The sequence below is a fragment of the Streptomyces paromomycinus genome (assembly GCF_003865155.1).
Taxonomy (GTDB): domain Bacteria; phylum Actinomycetota; class Actinomycetes; order Streptomycetales; family Streptomycetaceae; genus Streptomyces; species Streptomyces chrestomyceticus.
On record NZ_BHZD01000001.1, the window covers coordinates 8,109,589 to 8,127,144 of the forward strand.

14 protein-coding genes are annotated in these 17,556 nt (G+C 72.6%); 8 read left to right on the top strand and 6 right to left on the bottom strand.

The window, feature by feature from the left end; translation table 11 throughout:
• Positions 1-8 precede the first annotated feature (8 nt).
• Entirely contained in the window at positions 9-1,151 is a 1,143-nt protein-coding gene (locus tag OEIGOIKO_RS35085) for a PP2C family protein-serine/threonine phosphatase (RefSeq protein ID WP_125057409.1), read from the bottom strand.
• Between the two features lie 484 nt (positions 1,152-1,635).
• Here OEIGOIKO_RS35085 and OEIGOIKO_RS35090 point away from each other — a divergent pair, with 484 nt between their 5' ends.
• The 3 genes from OEIGOIKO_RS35090 (at position 1,636) to OEIGOIKO_RS35100 (ending at position 5,379) form a co-directional block, all read left to right on the top strand.
• A complete protein-coding gene (locus tag OEIGOIKO_RS35090) occupies positions 1,636-3,075 on the top strand; it encodes a GuaB1 family IMP dehydrogenase-related protein (RefSeq protein WP_125057410.1) in 1,440 nt (479 codons plus the stop codon).
• Between the two features lie 359 nt (positions 3,076-3,434).
• Complete coding sequence (locus tag OEIGOIKO_RS35095) at positions 3,435-4,910, top strand: amino acid permease (RefSeq protein WP_125057411.1); 1,476 nt, start codon at positions 3,435-3,437, stop codon at positions 4,908-4,910.
• A 19-nt stretch (positions 4,911-4,929) separates the two neighbouring features.
• Entirely contained in the window at positions 4,930-5,379 is a 450-nt protein-coding gene (locus OEIGOIKO_RS35100; protein WP_030017398.1) for an Lrp/AsnC family transcriptional regulator, read from the top strand.
• A 942-nt stretch (positions 5,380-6,321) separates the two neighbouring features.
• Here the strand turns inward: OEIGOIKO_RS35100 and OEIGOIKO_RS35110 are convergent.
• Both OEIGOIKO_RS35110 and OEIGOIKO_RS35115 read right to left on the bottom strand, forming a co-directional pair.
• Positions 6,322-7,326: a YdcF family protein gene (locus OEIGOIKO_RS35110; RefSeq protein ID WP_125057412.1), complete on the bottom strand. Its 1,005-nt coding sequence runs from the start codon at positions 7,324-7,326 to the stop codon at positions 6,322-6,324.
• 85 nt (positions 7,327-7,411) lie between these two features.
• Positions 7,412-8,089 (bottom strand): hypothetical protein, encoded by a 678-nt coding sequence (locus tag OEIGOIKO_RS35115; RefSeq protein ID WP_125057413.1) that lies wholly within the window; start codon positions 8,087-8,089, stop codon positions 7,412-7,414.
• A 400-nt stretch (positions 8,090-8,489) separates the two neighbouring features.
• Here OEIGOIKO_RS35115 and OEIGOIKO_RS35120 point away from each other — a divergent pair, with 400 nt between their 5' ends.
• On the top strand, positions 8,490-9,287 hold the full coding sequence (locus OEIGOIKO_RS35120) for a carbon-nitrogen hydrolase family protein (protein WP_125057414.1): 798 nt from the start codon (positions 8,490-8,492) through the stop codon (positions 9,285-9,287).
• Positions 9,288-9,432: 145 nt separating this feature from the next.
• Positions 9,433-11,133 carry a flavin monoamine oxidase family protein gene (locus OEIGOIKO_RS35125; RefSeq protein ID WP_125057415.1) on the top strand — a complete coding sequence of 567 codons (1,701 nt, stop codon included), beginning with the start codon at positions 9,433-9,435 and terminating at the stop codon, positions 11,131-11,133.
• Positions 11,134-11,186: 53 nt separating this feature from the next.
• Here OEIGOIKO_RS35125 and OEIGOIKO_RS35130 read toward each other — a convergent pair whose 3' ends face one another.
• A complete protein-coding gene (locus tag OEIGOIKO_RS35130) occupies positions 11,187-11,945 on the bottom strand; it encodes a DUF5995 family protein (protein WP_281288419.1) in 759 nt (252 codons plus the stop codon).
• Between the two features lie 215 nt (positions 11,946-12,160).
• Between OEIGOIKO_RS35130 and OEIGOIKO_RS35135 the strand changes: the two genes are divergently transcribed.
• Positions 12,161-12,613 (top strand): phospholipase, encoded by a 453-nt coding sequence (locus tag OEIGOIKO_RS35135; RefSeq protein WP_125057416.1) that lies wholly within the window; start codon positions 12,161-12,163, stop codon positions 12,611-12,613.
• A 9-nt stretch (positions 12,614-12,622) separates the two neighbouring features.
• Here OEIGOIKO_RS35135 and OEIGOIKO_RS35140 read toward each other — a convergent pair whose 3' ends face one another.
• Positions 12,623-14,053 carry a uracil-xanthine permease family protein gene (locus OEIGOIKO_RS35140; protein ID WP_125057417.1) on the bottom strand — a complete coding sequence of 477 codons (1,431 nt, stop codon included), beginning with the start codon at positions 14,051-14,053 and terminating at the stop codon, positions 12,623-12,625.
• 289 nt (positions 14,054-14,342) lie between these two features.
• Here OEIGOIKO_RS35140 and OEIGOIKO_RS35145 point away from each other — a divergent pair, with 289 nt between their 5' ends.
• Positions 14,343-14,813 (top strand): acyl-CoA thioesterase, encoded by a 471-nt coding sequence (locus OEIGOIKO_RS35145; RefSeq protein WP_125057418.1) that lies wholly within the window; start codon positions 14,343-14,345, stop codon positions 14,811-14,813.
• Positions 14,814-14,861: 48 nt separating this feature from the next.
• Here the strand turns inward: OEIGOIKO_RS35145 and OEIGOIKO_RS35150 are convergent, their stop codons facing one another.
• Positions 14,862-16,127: an MFS transporter gene (locus OEIGOIKO_RS35150; protein ID WP_125057419.1), complete on the bottom strand. Its 1,266-nt coding sequence runs from the start codon at positions 16,125-16,127 to the stop codon at positions 14,862-14,864.
• A gap of 107 nt (positions 16,128-16,234) precedes the next feature.
• Between OEIGOIKO_RS35150 and OEIGOIKO_RS35155 the strand changes: the two genes are divergently transcribed.
• Complete coding sequence (locus tag OEIGOIKO_RS35155) at positions 16,235-17,509, top strand: ROK family transcriptional regulator (RefSeq protein WP_125057420.1); 1,275 nt, start codon at positions 16,235-16,237, stop codon at positions 17,507-17,509.
• The last annotated feature ends 47 nt before the right edge of the window (positions 17,510-17,556 follow it).

Consider the following 17,556-nt stretch of genomic DNA (forward strand, 5'->3'; position numbering starts at 1 on the left):
CGCGGCGCTCAGTCGGACACCGCCGCGGAGGGCGAAGGACGGCCGGCCGGTTTCCGCAGCCCACCAGGGGGCTCGGCGCTCGTGCGGGTGACGGCGGGCGGGGTGCGGCCGTGGTGCTGCCGGGGCATGCTCGGCTCCAGCTCGACCAGGACGAGCGCGACGTCGTCGTCCTGGGCGCCGTGGGTGTGCCGGCACATCGTCGACAGCACCGCCTCGATCGCGTCGTTGAGATCGGGCAGCGAGCAGGCCGGCAGGAGACCGGCCAGGTCGAGCATGGTGCCGTCGGGGTCGCGGGCCTCGGCGAGGCCGTCGGTGTAGAGCAGCAGCCGGTCGCCGGGGGCCAGCTCCACCTCCTGCACGCGCGGCAGCGGCAGCAGCCCGATGGGGGTGGTCGGCTCGGACGGGGTGAGCAGGACGGGCGGGCCGGCGGCGGGCAGGTGCAGGGGCGGGTGGTGGCCGCAGTTGACGAGCCGGAGCCGGCCCGGGGATATCTCGGCGATCACGGCGGTGATGAAGTCCTCGGGGCCGAGGTCGTCGATCAGCCGCCGGTCGACCTCCTCGGCCACCTCGGCGAGGTTGCTCCGGGTGTAGGCGCAGTCGCGGAAGTGCCCTATGGCCGCGGCGGACAGGCGGACGGCCTCCAGGCCCTTGCCGCGTACGTCGCCGATCAGCACCCGCAGCCCGCTGGGGGTGTCGGCGAAGGCGTACAGGTCGCCGCCGATGACGGCGCGGGGCGCGGCGGAGCGGTAGCGGGCACAGACCGAGGCGCCGCTGACCCGGAACGAGGTCGGCCGCAGGATGGCGCGCTGGGCCGCGGCCGCCACTCCGGCGAGCTGGTGGTCCAGGGCGGCCTGCCGGTCGCTGGCCCAGGTCGCGTAGGCAGCGGCGGCGGCGAGCACGGTCAGGGACAGCAGCTGATCGGTGCGGCCCAGGGTGTGTTCGCGTCCGGCGACGGCCACGCCCAGGAGCAGGGCGGTGAACGAGACCACGGCCGTGCACGCGCCTTCGAGTCTCGTCGCCGCCACCAGTGGGCCCACCAGCAGCAGCCCGGCCAGGCTGACATCGGGGCCCAGTGCCAGGTCGCAGGCGGCGACGGCGGCCCCCGCCACGGCCGTGAGCAGCAGCAGGGCGCCCTGTCGGACTTCGCGCATGTCCTCCCCTTCCCCCACGGCCGGTGCGGCTGCGCCCGGCCCGGCCGGGCTCCACCGCGCGTCGCGGTTACTGTACGTATCCATTTGCGAAGTGATCGCCCAGGCGCTCGGTGGCCCGGAGGCCGCGCCGGATCGACACCCGAAGCGGCCTGTACACGGTTCTACCCACCTGCTGGCCAGCGAGAACCTCCCGGCCCGTCATATGGTCACATCAGCGTCGAACCGCAGGTGACCGGCCGTCCGTACCGTCGAAGACCAGCCATTTCGGTTACGGGGAGTCACGAAGTGGCGTTCTGTGAGAGATCGCCGCGCGGTGTCCGGCGCCGTCCCGGGCGGGGCGCGCGGCGGGGGTACGGGAACACCGGTTCGCCCCCGGCCGGGTTCATCAGGGATGATGTCCTAGGAGCCGCATCCTGACCGGTGCCGGTTCGGAAGCTGACTCCCCACCCGCCCGAGCAGTGAACCCGCAGGTGAGAGAGCCAGTATGAAGTTTCTGAACGATGCCAAGCCGCCGTACGACCTGACGTACGACGACGTGTTCATGGTGCCCGGCCGCTCCGCGGTGGGCTCCCGTCAGGGCGTGGACCTGTCCTCGCCGGACGGCACCGGCACGACCATCCCGCTGGTGGTCGCCAACATGACCGCCATCGCCGGCCGCCGGATGGCCGAGACCGTGGCCCGCCGCGGCGGCCTGGTCGTCATCCCGCAGGACATCCCGATCGAGGTCGTCTCCGACGTCGTCGGCTGGGTCAAGCGCCGTCACCTCGTCCTGGACACGCCGATCGTGCTGTCCCCGGTCTCCACCGTCGCCGACGCCCTGTCGCTGCTGCCCAAGCGGGCGCACGGCGCGGGCATCGTCGTCGAGGGCGGCCGCCCGGTCGGCATCGTCACCGAGCACGACCTGGCCGGCGTGGACCGCTTCACCCAGGTCTCCGAGGTCATGTCCAAGGACCTGCTGGTCCTGGACGCGGACATCGACCCGCGCGAGGCGTTCAACCGGCTCGACGCCGCCAACCGCAAGCTGGCCCCGGCGGTCGACGCGGACGGCATGCTGGCGGGCATCCTGACCCGTAAGGGCGCCCTCCGCGCGACCCTCTACACGCCCGCCACGGACGCCGACGGCAAGCTGCGCGTCGCCGCCGCCGTGGGCATCAACGGCGACGTGGCCGGCAAGGCCAAGGCGCTGCTGGCGGCCGGTGTGGACACGCTCGTGGTGGACACCGCGCACGGCCACCAGGAGTCCATGATCAGCGCGGTCAAGGCCGTCCGGGCGCTGGACCCGCAGGTGCCGATCGTGGCCGGCAACATCGTCGCCGCCTCGGGCGTGCGCGACCTGATCGAGGCCGGCGCGGACATCATCAAGGTCGGTGTGGGCCCGGGCGCCATGTGCACCACCCGCATGATGACCGGCGTGGGCCGCCCGCAGTTCTCCGCCGTCCTGGAGTGCGCCGCCGAGGCGAAGAAGTTCGGCAAGCACGTCTGGGCGGACGGCGGCGTGCGCCACCCGCGCGACGTGGCGATGGCGCTGGCCGCGGGCGCGTCCAACGTCATGATCGGCTCCTGGTTCGCCGGTACGTACGAGTCGCCCGGCGACCTCCAGCACACCGCCGACGGCCGCCCGTACAAGGAGAGCTTCGGCATGGCCTCGGCGCGTGCGGTCCGCAACCGTACGAGTGAGGAGTCGGCGTACGACCGGGCGCGCAAGGGCCTGTTCGAGGAGGGCATCTCCACCTCGCGGATGTTCGTCGACCCGGCCCGCCCCGGCGTCGAGGACCTGATCGACTCGATCATCGCGGGCGTCCGCAGCTCCTGCACGTACGCGGGCGCGGCCTCCCTGGAGGAGTTCGCCGAGAAGGCCGTCGTCGGCGTGCAGAGCGCCGCGGGCTACGCGGAGGGCAAGCCGCTGCACGCCAGCTGGAGCTGATCCGCCGCCCGTCCGGGCACCGGCCGTCCGGCCCCGCACCGAGTGCTTCGGTGCGGGGCCGGACGCGTTTGTGGCGCGGACCGGCCGGGAACGTCCGACCGGTGAGATTTGTCGTTTGTGCGCAACGAACGACCGTTCCGCGACAAGGTGCGCAACGAAAGTTCACTGTTGCGCAAGGAACCTGCATTACGGCAGCTCACACGCGCCCCGTACAGTCATGCGCTGTACGTGGAGTGGCGGGGACCGCCTGCTCGGCGGTTCCCCCCTTTCGTGACGTGGGTCGTTTCGGCGTACCCGCGCACGGGGACCGCTGTCGGTCGTCCGCCACCGTGACCGGCAGCGATGAAGGAGCCACCCCAGTGTTGGAGCACGGCGCAGCCCCGCCCGCAGCGGGCAGCGATCCCCGGCCCCCCGCCCCTTCCGGGGGCCTCGGCGCTCGGCTCATGCGGCGCAAGCCCGTCGAGCGGCTGGTGGCCGAGGGCGGCCAGGGCGAGGGCGGCACCCTGCGCCGCTCGCTGGGCATGTGGCAGCTGACCATGATCAGCATCGGTGCGACGCTGGGCACCGGCATCTTCGTCGTGCTCGGCGAAGCGGTGCCCAAGGCCGGTCCGGCCGTCATCATCTCGTTCGTCATCGCGGGCGTCACCGCGCTGTTCTCCGCGCTGTCCTACGCGGAGCTGGCGGGCTCCATCCCGGTCTCCGGATCGTCGTACTCCTACGCCTACGCCACCCTCGGCGAGCTGGTCGCCTGGGTCTGCGGCTGGTGCCTGATCCTGGAGTACGGCGTCTCCGTCGCGGCGGTCGCCGTCGGCTGGGGCGAGTACCTCAACGAGCTGCTGTCCGGCACGATCGGCGTCACCATCCCCGCCGCGCTGTCCGCGCCGCCGGGCGACGGCGGGATCTTCAACCTGCCGGCGCTGATCGTCGTCATGCTCGCCATGGTCTTCCTGCTGGGCGGCGCCAAGGAGAGCGCCCGCGCCAACGCGATCATGGTGACCATCAAGATCATCGCGCTGCTGCTGTTCTGCGGCGTCGCCGTCCAGGGCATCTCCTCGGGCAACTACGCCAACTTCATGCCGCTGGGCATCGCCGGCGTCAGCGGCGCCGGAGCCACCCTCTTCTTCTCCTACATCGGCTTCGACGCCGCCTCCACCGCGGGCGAGGAGGCCAAGAACCCGCAGCGCGACCTGCCGCGCGCGATCATGCTGTCGCTGATCATCGTCACCGCGCTGTACTGCCTGGTCGCGGCGGTCGCGGTGGGCGCCAAGAACTGGCAGGGCTTCGAGGGCTCGGAGGCCGCGCTCGCCGGGATCATGAAGGAGGTCACCGGTCAGAGCTTCTGGGCCGTGCTGCTGGCCGCCGGTGCCGTCATCGCCATCGCCAGCGTCGTCCTGACCGTGCTGTACGGCCAGACCCGCATCCTGTTCGCGATGTCCCGCGACGGCCTGGTGCCGAAGGTGTTCTCCAAGGTCCACCCGAAGACCGGCGCCCCGCGCGCCAACACCGTCATCGTCTCGCTGTTCTGCGGCATCCTGGCCGCCGCCGTTCCGCTGGGCCAGCTCGCCGACGCCACCAGCATCGGCACCCTCTTCGCCTTCGCGCTGGTCAACATCGCGGTGATCGTGCTGCGCTTCACCAAGCCGGACATGCCGCGTACCTTCCGTACGCCGCTGGCGCCGGTCTTCCCGGCGATCGGCTTCCTGCTGTGCCTGTACATGATGGGCAGCCTCGGCCCGGTCACCTGGGTGGTCTTCGGTGTCTGGATGGCCGTCGGGCTCGTGGTCTACTTCGTCTACGGCATCCGCCGCTCCCGATTGGCCACCGCAGAGAAGTGATCCACCCGCAGTGCGACAGATGAACGAACTCGACCAGCGCATCGTCCATGCCCTGGCGGAGGACGCCCGCCGCTCCTACGCCGACATCGGGGCGGAGGTCGGGCTCTCCGCCCCGGCGGTCAAACGCCGGGTGGACCGGCTGCGCGCCGAAGGCGCCATCACCGGGTTCACGGTGCGGGTCGACCCGGCGGCGCTGGGCTGGGAGACCGAGGGGTTCATCGAGCTGTTCTGCCGCCGCAACACCTCACCGGACTCCATCCACCGGGGTCTGTCGCGCTATCCGGAAGTGGCGTCCGCCTCCACCGTCACCGGTGAGGCGGACGCCATCGTCCAGGTCTTCGCCTCCGACATGCGGCACTTCGAACGGGTGCTGGAACGCATCGCGGGCGAACCCTTCGTGGAACGCACCAAGTCGGTCCTGGTCCTCTCCCCGCTGCTGCGCCGCTTCAGCTCGGGGTCGCCGGGCTGAGGCCCTGCACCTGCCGTCAACGAGTGAGAAGCCCCTCACTCGTTGAAAGGACTTCGGGCGCGGGGCGGGTGTCGCTGCTCTCCGCTGCGGATTCAACAGGGTATGCACCCTTCTTGGCGTCGACGGGGCCTGACGGCCGTGACCGTTGCGGCGGGGGCTGCCCTGTGTCTGGCAGGCAGCACGCCGACCAATGCCGCACATGCGGGAAGCAAAGCCGCAAAAGAGCCGTGGGCGGTGTCGCTGGGCGACAGCTTCATCTCCGGCGAGGCGGGCAGACGGGCAGGCAACAGCAACGAGAGCGCCGACGGCTCCTCGGGCACCGACCGCGCTTTCGCCCCCGCCACGGAGACGACCGATCCGCACCGGGTGTACGGCACGTCCTACGACGACGGCTGCAACCGCTCGGACAGTGCCGAAGCCAACTCCGCGCGCTTACGGGCCCAACGGCTCAACCTCGCCTGTTCAGGCGCCACCTCCACCGCCGTTCTGCTGCCCGAGCACGGCGGGAGCCCTGCCAAAGGCGGACCGTCCCAGGCCCGGCAGCTCCAGAAGGCCGTGACCGGCCGTCCCGTCCGCGCGGTCGTCGTCTCCATCGGCGGCAACGACCTCGGCTTCGAGGACGTCATCACCTCCTGCGCCAAGAACTTCGTGCAGCTGGTCGGATCCCCCCTGCGCTCCGGCCTGGGGGCCGAAGGTCAGGAAGCGGCTGCCCCTTCTTCGACAAGGACCTCACCTGGGCCCATGACGAACTCGTCCCACAGATCAGCACCACCCTCGCTGCCGCCGCCCGCCCAGCGGGTGCGGAGTTCCTCGACCTGTCCCGCGCCTTCGAAGGCCGGGAGGTCTGCTCCGACAGCGCCGTTCAGGCGGGCCCCGGCGCCATGCGCCTCCGGCCCGTCCCCTCCGCCTGACCCGTCCTCCCGTGAACCTCGGCAGTCCCGCTCAGACGCTCAGCAGGGCGAGTGCGCCGCACAGGACGAGCAGTCCGCAGATGCCGAGGTTGACGAGCTTGTAGGAGAGGAAGACCGCGGCGAACTCCCGGATGGTGGCGCTCGGCCAGAAGTACGCGGCGGTGGGGGCCCCGACGACCTGGCCGTTGACGCCGGCACGGCGGGCCAGGATGGCGGCGCGCAGCACGTGGTAGTTGTTCGTGACGATCACGCACCGGTGGTCCGGCACCGCCTGCTCCATGATCTTCTTGCTGAACGCCAGGTTCTCCTCCGTGGTCCTGGACTGCTCCTCGCACACGATCCGGTCCGCCGGGAAGCCGCGCTCGACCAGGTAGGCGGCCATCGCCCGGGCCTCCGGGAGCTGTTCGTCGGGGCCCTGGCCGCCCGAGGTGAGCAGCATCGGCGGGTTGCCGCGCCGCGCCTGGCGCTCGTACACCGCACGGCCCCGCTCCAGCCGGTTCGCCAGCAGCGGCGGTACGCGCGTGCCGCCGATCAGCCCGGAGCCCAGCACCACCACGAAGTCGGCGTCGCGGCGCACCCGCAGCCGCCCGTAGAGGAACGCGTAGCCGACGAAGCACAGGAAGAGGAAGGACACGTAGCCGACGATCAGCAGCGTGGTGCCCGCCAGCGCCACCAGGGTGCGCGACCCGGTGGCGACGGCCGTGATCAGCAGCGCGATGACCCCGAAGATGCCGACTCCGGCCAGCAGCGACAGCAGATTCGCCAGGCTCCGGCCTTCCTTGCGGATCATCTTGACGCCGTTGAGGATCAGGAAGACCCCGAGAACGATGACGCCGAGCGACGGCAGCAGCAGGATGAGCACGGTGACCGCCACGGCCGCCAGTGTGGGCATCCGGGGCACTTGCAGGAGCAGGGCCGGCACCAGGAAGACGACGGTGAGACCCAGGTAGACGGCGTTGCTGAAGCGGCGCCGGTCGCGCAGCACACCGATCGCGAACAGGACGAAGAACAGGGCCGGTAGGGCGTACGCGAGCATGAACACATCGTAGCCAGGGCGATCATGTGTTCGGTGTCGTTCGCGGCAGGTACCGGCCCTGGACGAGGAGCGGCGGCAGGCCCGCTCAGCGCACCGGTTCGTCCCACGGGACGACGGTGAAGTCACCGCGCTCCACCGTCTCGAACGGTGCCGCGCTGACGCACCGGGGCAGATCCTTGGTGGTGGCGGGGCCCGGGGTGGCGGCCCAGCTGTAGCCCAGCCGGTCGGGGCCGCCCCGGACGTCGTGGACGGAGAACCCGACCCGCTTGCCCTTGAGTCCGGGAATGTCGGTCCCGGTGACGATGCCGCTGGCCGTCGCGACCTTCCCGCCGGTCACCAGGCAGTCGACACGGCCCTTGGCCCAGCCGCTGTCCGTCTTGCCGACGTGCCGGAAACCGAAGGTGCCGCGCGCGTCGCCGGGCGTCTGGTCCCGGCGGAAATGCGCGTCGAAGGAGAAGCGGACGTCGTCGCCGTCGACGCGGCGGAGTTTCGCCGACCCGGTGAGCCGCGGGTCGTCGGGCCGGTGGGCGGCGCTCCGCGCGGCGGCCGCGGGCGGCGCCGGGTGCGCCGCGTCGGGCGGGGGCACGGCGAGCGCGGAGCCGCCCGCCCCCGCTGCCAGCAGGACCGCCGTCGGGACGGCGAGGACCCGGAGGCGTCTCCGGGTGGTGGTGCGAATGGTGCGGGTAATGCGGATGGTGCGGGTGGTGCTGCGTGGGGCGATGCGGTGCGTGCTGGCGTCGTGACGGTGAACAGAACGGTGCATGACGGACCTCCACCGGCCGGAATCGTGAGCGTTCGCCCGGCTTCTCCGGGCGCCTCATACGATGCCGTCCGGCCGCGTGCGCCACATCGCGCCTGGGGGCGACCCCGGTTCCGCCGCGCGGCGGAACCGGGATGCGACCGGAGGGCGACCCGGCCCGGGCGGCCTGCGCGCGTCGTCTCATGACCCCCGCACCACCTGCCGCACCCCATGGCGCAACGAATCGCCGTACCGGCCGTACAACACGCAACGAAACACCCGGCTGCACGCAATGGTGACGCCTTGTACGGGCGGTTCGGCGAACCGTACCGTCTAGGCGTCCCGCCGATCGCCGGGCCGCCGCGGAGCCGAAGCGCCCGGGCCGGCCGGCCGGTCCGCCCAGTCGTGTCCTCCGAGGGGTCCCATGTCGTCGCTGCGCACCGCCCTGCTCCAGAGTTCGGGACGGTCCGGCGATGTCGCGTACAACCTGAAGGCCGTCGAGGACGCGGCGCGCGAAGCGGCGGCGGGCGGTGCCGGGCTGCTGGTCTGCCCGGAGCTGTTCCTGACCGGCTACGCCATCGGTGAGGACTTGCACCGGCTCGCCGAGACCGCCGACGGTCCGGCCGCCCGGACGGTCGCCCGGATCGCCGCCGAGCACGGCGTCGCGGTGCTCTACGGCTACCCGGAGCGCGACGGCGCGGCGGTCTACAACTCGGCGCGGCTGATCGGTCCCGACGGGCAGCCGCTGGCGAACTACCGTAAGACCCATCTCTTCGGCTGCTTCGAACGCGACTGGTTCACCCCGGGGGACGCCCCGGTCGTCCAGGCCGAACTGGGCGGGCTGCGTCTCGGCCTGATGATCTGCTACGACGTGGAGTTCCCGGAGAACGTCCGCGCCCACGCGCTGGCCGGCACCGACCTGCTGCTGGTGCCCACCGCCCAGCTGCACCCCTTCCAGTTCGTCGCCGAGTCGCTCGTACCGGTACGGGCCTTCGAGAGTCAGCTCTACATCGCCTACGTCAACCGGGTCGGCCCGGAGGGCGATTTCGAGTTCGTCGGCCTGAGCTGTCTGGCCGGCCCGGACGGGACCGTACGCGCCAGGGCCGGACGCGGCGCGGAAATGGTGTTCGCCGACGTCGACGCCGGTCTCCTCAAGCGGTCGCGGGAGGACAACCCGTACCTCGCCGACCGGCGCCCCGGCCTCTACGGCTCGCTCACCTGACCCCGGAAGCGGCCTGAAGGCCCCCCCACAGCCGGCCCTGACACCGGCCTGGACGACCCCGCAGCGGCGCCACCGCGCCGCCCGCCCGCCTGCCCGCGCGCACCCGCACCCCCCTCATGTACCTGCCTGCAAGGAGCCCGAACCGATGACCGTGCCCACCGCCGCCCACCACGCGGACGCCCAGCCGCCCATCACCATGTTCGGGCCGGACTTCCCCTACGCCTACGACGACTTCCTCGCCCACCCGGCGGGCCTCGGCCAGGTGCCCGCGACCGAGCACGGCAAGGAGGTCGCCGTCATCGGCGGCGGTCTGTCCGGCATCATCACGGCCTACGAGCTGATGAAGATGGGCCTCAGGCCCGTCGTCTACGAGGCGGACCAGATAGGCGGCCGGCTGCGCACCGTCGGCTTCGAGGGCTGTGACCCGGGGCTGACCGCGGAGATGGGCGCGATGCGCTTCCCGCCGTCCTCCACCGCCCTCCAGTACTACATCGACCTGGTGGGCCTGGAGACCAAGCCGTTCCCCAACCCGCTCGCGCCCGACACCCCCTCGACCGTCGTCGACCTCAAGGGCGAGTCGCACTACGCGCGCACCGTCGAGGACCTGCCCGAGGTCTACACCCAGGTCATGGACGCCTGGAACGCCTGCCTGGAGGAGGGCGCGGACTTCTCCGACATGAACCGCGCCATCCGCGAGCGCGACGTGCCGCGCATCCGGGAGATCTGGGCGCGGCTGGTCGAGAAGCTCGACAACCAGACCTTCTACGGCTACCTCTGCGACTCCAGCGCCTTCAAGTCCTTCCGGCACCGCGAGATCTTCGGCCAGGTCGGCTTCGGCACCGGCGGCTGGGACACCGACTTCCCCAACTCCATCCTGGAGATCCTGCGCGTCGTCTACACCGAGGCCGACGACCACCACCGCGGCATCGTCGGCGGCAGCCAGCAGCTCCCGCTGCGCCTGTGGGAGCGCGAGCCGGCGAAGCTCGTCCACTGGGCGCCGGGCACCTCGCTGTCCTCCCTGCACGACGGCACGCCGCGCCCGGCGGTCACCCGGCTGCACCGCACGGCCGGCAACCGCATCACCGTCACCGACGCGAGCGGCGACATCCGTACGTACGAGGCGGCCGTCTTCACCGCGCAGTCCTGGATGCTGCTGTCGAAGATCGCCTGCGACGACGCGCTGTTCCCCATCGACCACTGGACGGCGATCGAGCGCACCCACTACATGGAGTCCTCCAAGCTGTTCGTCCCCGTGGACCGGCCGTTCTGGCTGGACAAGGCCGTCGACGACGAAGGCAACGAGACCGGGCGGGACGTGATGAGCATGACGCTCACCGACCGGATGACCCGCGGCACGTACCTGCTGGACGACGGCCCCGACAAGCCGGCCGTCATCTGCCTCTCCTACACCTGGTGCGACGACAGCCTGAAGTGGCTGCCGCTGAACGCCAACGACCGCATGGAGGTCATGCTCAAGTCGCTCTCGGAGATCTACCCGAAGGTCGACATCAGGAAGCACATCATCGGCAACCCGGTGACCGTCTCCTGGGAGAACGAGCCGTACTTCATGGGCGCGTTCAAGGCCAACCTGCCGGGTCACTACCGCTACCAGCGGCGCCTGTTCACCCACTTCATGCAGGACCGGCTGCCCGAGGACAAGCGTGGCCTCTTCCTCGCGGGCGACGACATCTCCTGGACGGCGGGCTGGGCCGAGGGCGCCGTGCAGACCGCGCTGAACGCGGTCTGGGGCGTGATGACGCAGTTCGGCGGCAGCACGGACGCGGCCAACCCCGGGCCGGGCGACGTGTACGACGAGATCGCACCGGTCGAGCTGCCGGAGGACTGAGCGGGGCCCCTTCGCCGCAGGGCCGTGTACGGCACGCCGTACGCGGCCCCTCGTCAGCCCAGCGGTGTCAGCAGGCAGCGGCCCACCAGGCCCACGCCCGACCCGAGCCGCTCGGCGAACTCCTGCGCCGTCTCGGGCATGCCGCGCAGGCTCCACAGCACCCGTGCCGCCGCCCACGCGCCGTCCCGGGCCATCTCCAGGCTCCAGGAACCGGCGAGGTGGGTGAGCGGGTCGGCGACGTCCAGCAGGTCGGGGCCGGGCATCAGGCTCTCCCGGATGCGTTCCTCCATGCCGGTCAGCAGATCGCCGACCCGGTCGAAGTCCGTTGCGAGACCGGCCGGTTCGCACCCCAGGGCGCGGCAGGTGTCCACGACGGCCAGCGCCAGGTCGTGGCCGATGTGCGCGTTGATGCCCGCCAGCGCGAACTGCAGCGGCCGTACGCCGGGGTGGCGGCGCAGCTGGAACACCGGGCGCCAGCAGGCCGGTACGGTCAGGCCGGTGCCGGCCGCGTCCACCGCGGCGAGATAGCGCCGGGCGAAGACCGCGTCCAGTTCGCCCGCCGCCGCCGTGTGCTGGAAGCCGCCCGTGCCGAGCCGCCGGGCGATCTCCTCGGTGACGGACAGATAGACCCGGTTGAAGACCGCGATGCCGTCGGCGGGCGGGAGGGTGGCCTGCAGCGCCCGCAGCCGCGCCAGGACCGCGGCGACGGAGGCCGGGGGCGCGGGGGCCTGCGGGGGTACGGTGCCCGGCCGGGCCGCGCGGGCGGCCGTTCCGGTCCGCGGGCCGCCCGGGACCTGCTGAGTCGTCGTCATGCGCACAGCGTGGCAGCCGGGCGCGTACCGGGGTGGCGGCCCGGTGGAGGATGCCCGGATCGGGGTAATACGCGGCGCTCTCTTGCCCGTACGGCGCCGGTTCGCCGATCACTGTTCAACCAAAACCCCACCGGCGCTCGACCGAAGTGATTATTTTCGGCCTTCGACACAGCGGTCCGTCCTGCCAAGGGACCGTTCCCCCTCGGAGGTTGAAGATGTCCCGAAGATTCGCCGCCGCCCTGTCCGCCTCGGCCATGACCGTGACCGCTCTGGTGGCGGCCGCGGCGCCGGCGCAGGCCGTCCCCGCCGACAAGTCCAAGGTGCTGTCGGGCTGGACGCAGGCCGACGCCGGCAGCTACAGCGGCTGGCTCGCGGCCCGCGGCAGCCAGGGGAAGTGGGCGGCGTACGCGTTCGACTGGAGCACCGACTACTGCTCCAAGTCGCCCGACAACCCCTTCGGCTTCCCGTTCGAGACGTCCTGCGCGCGCCACGACTTCGGCTACCGCAACTACAAGAAGGCCGGCACCTTCGCCGCGAACAAGCCGCGCCTGGACAGCGCGCTGTACGCGGACCTCAAGCGGGTCTGCGCCAAGTACGGCGGCGCGAAGAAGACCTCGTGCAACGCGCTCGCCTGGACGTACTACGAGGCGGTCAAGAACCTCGGCTGAGCCGCGGCCTCACTCCGTCGGCTCCGGCTTCTCCGGCCGGTCCGGGGCCGACGGCCCGCGGGGCGCGTCCTCCTCGTCGTACGCGCTGGTGCCCTCGTCGAGCAGCGGCTCCTGCTGCTTCAGATGGGCGGGGGCCAGGGCGCGCAGCACGTGGTAGCCGGAGAGCACCACGATCGTGCCGAGGGCGATGCCGCCCAGCTCGAAGTTCTCGCTGATCTTCAGGCTGACGCCGCCGATGCCGATGATGACGCCCGCGGCGACCGGCACCAGGTTCAGCGGATTGCGCAGGTCCACCTTGTTGTGGACCCAGATCTGCGCGCCGAGCAGGCCGATCATGCCGTACAGGATGACGGTGATGCCGCCCAGCACACCGCCGGGGATCGCGGCGACCACGGCGCCGAACTTCGGGCACAGGCCGAAGAGCAGCGCGAAACCGGCCGCCGCCCAGTAGGCCGCGGTGGAGTAGACCCGGGTCGCCGCCATCACGCCGATGTTCTCGGAGTACGTGGTGTTGGGCGGGCCGCCGAGCGCGGTGGAGAGCACCGAGCCGACGCCGTCGGCGGAGATCGCGGTGCCCAGCTTGTCGTCGAGCGGGTCGCCGGTCATCTCGCCGACCGCCTTGACGTGTCCGGCGTTCTCGGCGACCAGCGCGATCACCACCGGCAGTGCGACCAGGATCGCGGACCACTGGAAGGACGGCGCGTGGAAGGACGGCAGGCCGATCCACTCGGCCTGGCCGACGCCCGACAGGTCCAGGCGCCAGTGGTCGGTGACCTGCCCGGCGCCGTTCGCCGAGTGGATCTTCCCGAAGACCAGGTCCAGGACCCAGGAGAGGCCGTACCCGAAGACCAGCCCGAGGAAGATCGCGACGCGCGACCAGAAGCCGCGCAGACAGACCACGGCCAGCCCGGTGAAGAGCATGGTCAGCAGCGCCACCCACTGGTCCTGCGGCCAGTACGTGCTCGCCGTCACCGGTGCCAGGTTGAAGCCGATGAGCATCACGACGGCGCCCGTGACCACCGGCGGCATCGCCGCGTGGATGATCCGCGCGCCGAACCGCTGCACCGCCACGCCGACCAGGAAGAGCGCGACGCCGACGACGAGGACCGCGCCGGTCACGGTGGCGCTGGTGCCGCCCTGCGCGCGGATCACGGCGGCGACACCGACGAAGGAGAGCGAGCAGCCGAGGTAGGACGGCACCCGGCCGCGGGTCGCCAGCAGGAAGATGACGGTCGAGACGCCCGACATCATGATGGCGAGGTTCGGGTCCAGGCCCATGAGGACCGGGGCGACGAAACTGGCGCCGAACATGGCCACCACGTGCTGCGCGCCGAGGCCCGCGGTCCGCGGCCAGGACAGCCGTTCGTCCGGTCTGACGACGGCTCCGGGGGCGGGGGTGCGCCCGTCGCCGTGCACGGTCCAGCGCACACCGAGGCCCATGAGTGCTCCACTTCTTCACATACGTCGCGGGGGGTGGCCGGGCGGGACACCGGCCGGGTCATGCTACGGCGGCACCGTGCGGACCTGGGGCGACCGGACCGGCCGGCCCGCCGTGCGGCGCTGCCCGCCCCGGCGGCCGGAGCATTTTAAGCAGGCACTTACGATGGCTGGGTTCACTTCTTGAACAGTCAACAGCATCGGGCGGGGTCCGCCGTACCTCCGTACGGCCGGGCCGCCGCCCCGCGTACGCCGGCGGCCCGGCCCGCCGCAGAACCAGGAGCACCCACCCGTGAGCGTCGAAGCCCTTGAGGCAGCCCCCGCCGTCCCGTACGGCCAGCTGGTCCCCGTCACCGTGCACTTCGACGACCTCGACGCGCTCGGCATGCTCCACAACTCGCGCTACCCGCTGCTCGTCGAGCGCGCCTGGGCCGAGTTCTGGCACGCCCGCGGCTTCGGCTTCGACGGGGACTGGGCGGCGGCCGGTGACATGTGCAACGTCATCAAGGAGATGAAGGTCTCGTACGAGCAGCCGGTCACCCGGCCCGGGTACTACGCCGCCCACCTGTGGGTCGAGCGCCTGGGCCGCACCGGCCTGACGTACGGCTTCCGGCTCTGTTCCGCCGACGGCGAGCAGACCTACGCGCGCGGCCACCGCGTCCTGGTGCGCGTCGACCCGAAGGCACTGCGGCCCACCCCCTGGTCGGACCACGCCCGCGGGATAGCGGCCGAACTGCTGCACCCGGAGGCGCAGAGCGCCTGAGCGCGCCGTGGTCACCCCTCCTGGGCAGAGGGGTGACCGATCCGCCGCTCAGGACCGCTCCAGGCTCCCCGCCGGCACCGCGTCGCGCCCGGCCGTGTCCCGGCCCCGCACCCGCAGCACCCCCGCGCCCGCGACCAGCCCGCAGGCCAGCGCCGTGACCAGCAGGAACGAGCCGGTCAGCGAGGTCGCCTGGGCGATCGAGCCGATGGCCGACGGGGCGATCAGCCCGGAGGTGTAGGTGATGGTGGCGACACCCGCGATGGCCTGGCTGGGCGCCGGGCCGCTGCGGCCCGCCGCCGCGAACGCCAGCGGCACCACGACGGCGATGCCCAGGCCGACCAGCGCGAAGCCCGCCACGGCCATCGCCGGGTGCCGGGCCAGCACGATCAGGACGCCGCCCGCCGTCGCCAGCACCCCGCCCGCCCGTACGGTGCGCACCGGCCCGAAGCGGGCCACCACCCGGTCGCCCGCCAGCCGGGCGACGGCCATGGTGCACGAGAAGGCCGTGGTCGAGGCGGCCGCCAGGCCCGCGTCGGTGCCGAGGACGTCCCGCAGGTAGACCGCCGACCAGTCCAGGCTGGCGCCCTCCGCGAAGACCGCGCAGAACCCGATCGCGCCGATGACCAGCGCGGACCTCGGGGGCAGCGCGAAGCGCGGCGGCGGGTGCTCGTCGGGGGTGCTGCGCAGGTCCAGCACGCCCCGGCAGGCGACGGCTCCCAGGACGGTCGTCACGGCGGCGGCGACGGCCAGGTGCAGCCGGGCGTCGGTGGCGGCGTGTGCCGCGACGGTCCCGGCCGCCGAGCCGAGCAGGGCGCCCACGCTCCACATGCCGTGCAGCCCCGACATGATCGGCCTGCCGAGCCGGTCCTCGGTCTCCACGCCCAGCGCGTTCATCGCCACGTCCGCCATGCCCGAGGTCGCGCCGTACACCAGCAAGGCGCCGCACAGCCCGTACAGGTTGGGGGAGAGGGCGGGCAGCGCGAGCGAGAGGGTCCACAGGGCGAGCAGCGCGCGCAGCGCGGTGCGGGCGCCGAGGAGGTGGCTGATCCGGCCGGCCAGCGGCATGGCGAGTGACGCGCCGATCGCGGGGAAGGCGAGCGCGAGGCCCAGTTGGCCCGCGCTGATCTGGGCGTGGTCCTGGATCCAGGGGACGCGGGTGGCGAAGCTGCCGGTCACCGAGCCGTGCACGAGGAAGACCACCGCGACGGACCAGCGGGCGCGGCGCAGCCGGGCGGGGGAGAACGGCTGCTCCGGCGGCTTTTCGGGGGGTGCGGCGGGCGGGGGAACCGGATCGGGAACGCCTGTGCCATCCATGAGCGGTAAACTATCAGGAAGCCTGCCTGATAATAAGGAAAATCCACCGGCCGGTACCGAAGCCACCGCAGCGACCCCCGCACCAGAGGGTCTGGAAGGATCCGGGCATGGATGAGACGCGCGGACCCGCCCCCGCCCGTACCGCCTCGGCCGCCGTACGCACCGCCCCGCGCACCGCCTCACCGAGCACCGCGCGGGCCATCAACGACCGCCTGGCCCTCCAGCTCCTCCAGAGCGAGGGCCCGCTGACCGCCGGGGAGCTGAAGGCGCGTACCGGACTGTCCCGGCCGACCGTCGCCGACCTCGTCGAACGCCTCCGGACCGCCGGACTGATCACGGTGGTCGGCGAGTCGGGCGCCCGGCGCCGCGGGCCCAACGCGCGGCTGTACGGAATCGTCGCCGGCCGCGCCCACCTCGCCGCCGTCGACCTGCGCACGCACGGCGCCACCCTCGCGGTCGCCGACCTGCTCGGCCGGGTGCTGGCCGAGGCGACCGTCCCGGTCGGCCCGGACGCCGAGCCCGGCCGGGCGGCGGCGAACGGCGTGGCCACCCTGGAGAAGCTGCTCGGCGAGGCCGGGGCCGGGCGGCCGCACGTCGTCGCGGTCGGCGCGCCCGGCCTGGTCGACCCGGCCACCGGGCGGTTCGGCGGTACGGAGTGGGTGCCCGCCTGGCACGACGCGCTCGTCACCGCGTTCGGCGACCGGCCCGCCGCACCGGTCCTGCTGGAGAACGAGGTCAACCTCGCCGCCGTCGCCGAGCAGCGGGACGGCGCCGCGTGCGACCGGGACACCTTCGTCCTGCTCTGGCTGGGCCACGGCACCGGCGCCGCCGTCGTCCTGGACGGCCGGCTGCGGCGCGGCGCCTCCGGCGGCACCGGCGAGATCGGCTTCCTGCCCGTACCGGGCACCGGCACGCTGCCCACGGCCGCGGGCTGCGACGGCGGCTTCCACTCGCTGGCGGGTTCGGCGGCGGTGTGCCGGCTGGCCGCCGAGCACGGCGTCGAGGCGGGCCCGGGGGAGGGCCGGCCCGGCCCCGGGGGTACGGACGCGACCGGCGCCCCGGCCGCCGAGGCGCTGGTACGTGCCGCCGTCCGCGCGGGCGAATCCGGCGCCGCCTTCCTCGACGCGCTGGCCGCCCGGGTCGCCATCGGGGCCGCCGCCGTCTGCGCCGTGCTGGACCCCGGCTGCGTCGTGCTCGGCGGCGAGACCGGCCGCGCGGGCGGCGACGCGCTGGCCGGCCGGGTCGCCGGTCACCTCGCGCGGATGTCTCCACTGCGCACCGAGGTACGCGCGGGAACGGTCGGCGGCCGGGCCGTGCTGCGCGGCGCGGTGCTCGCGGCGATGGACGCGGCCCAGGACGACCTGTTCGGGCCCGCGGCCTGAAACAGGCGGCCGGAGAGTGCTCGCGGCCGCTCGGTTCCCCGCAGTCC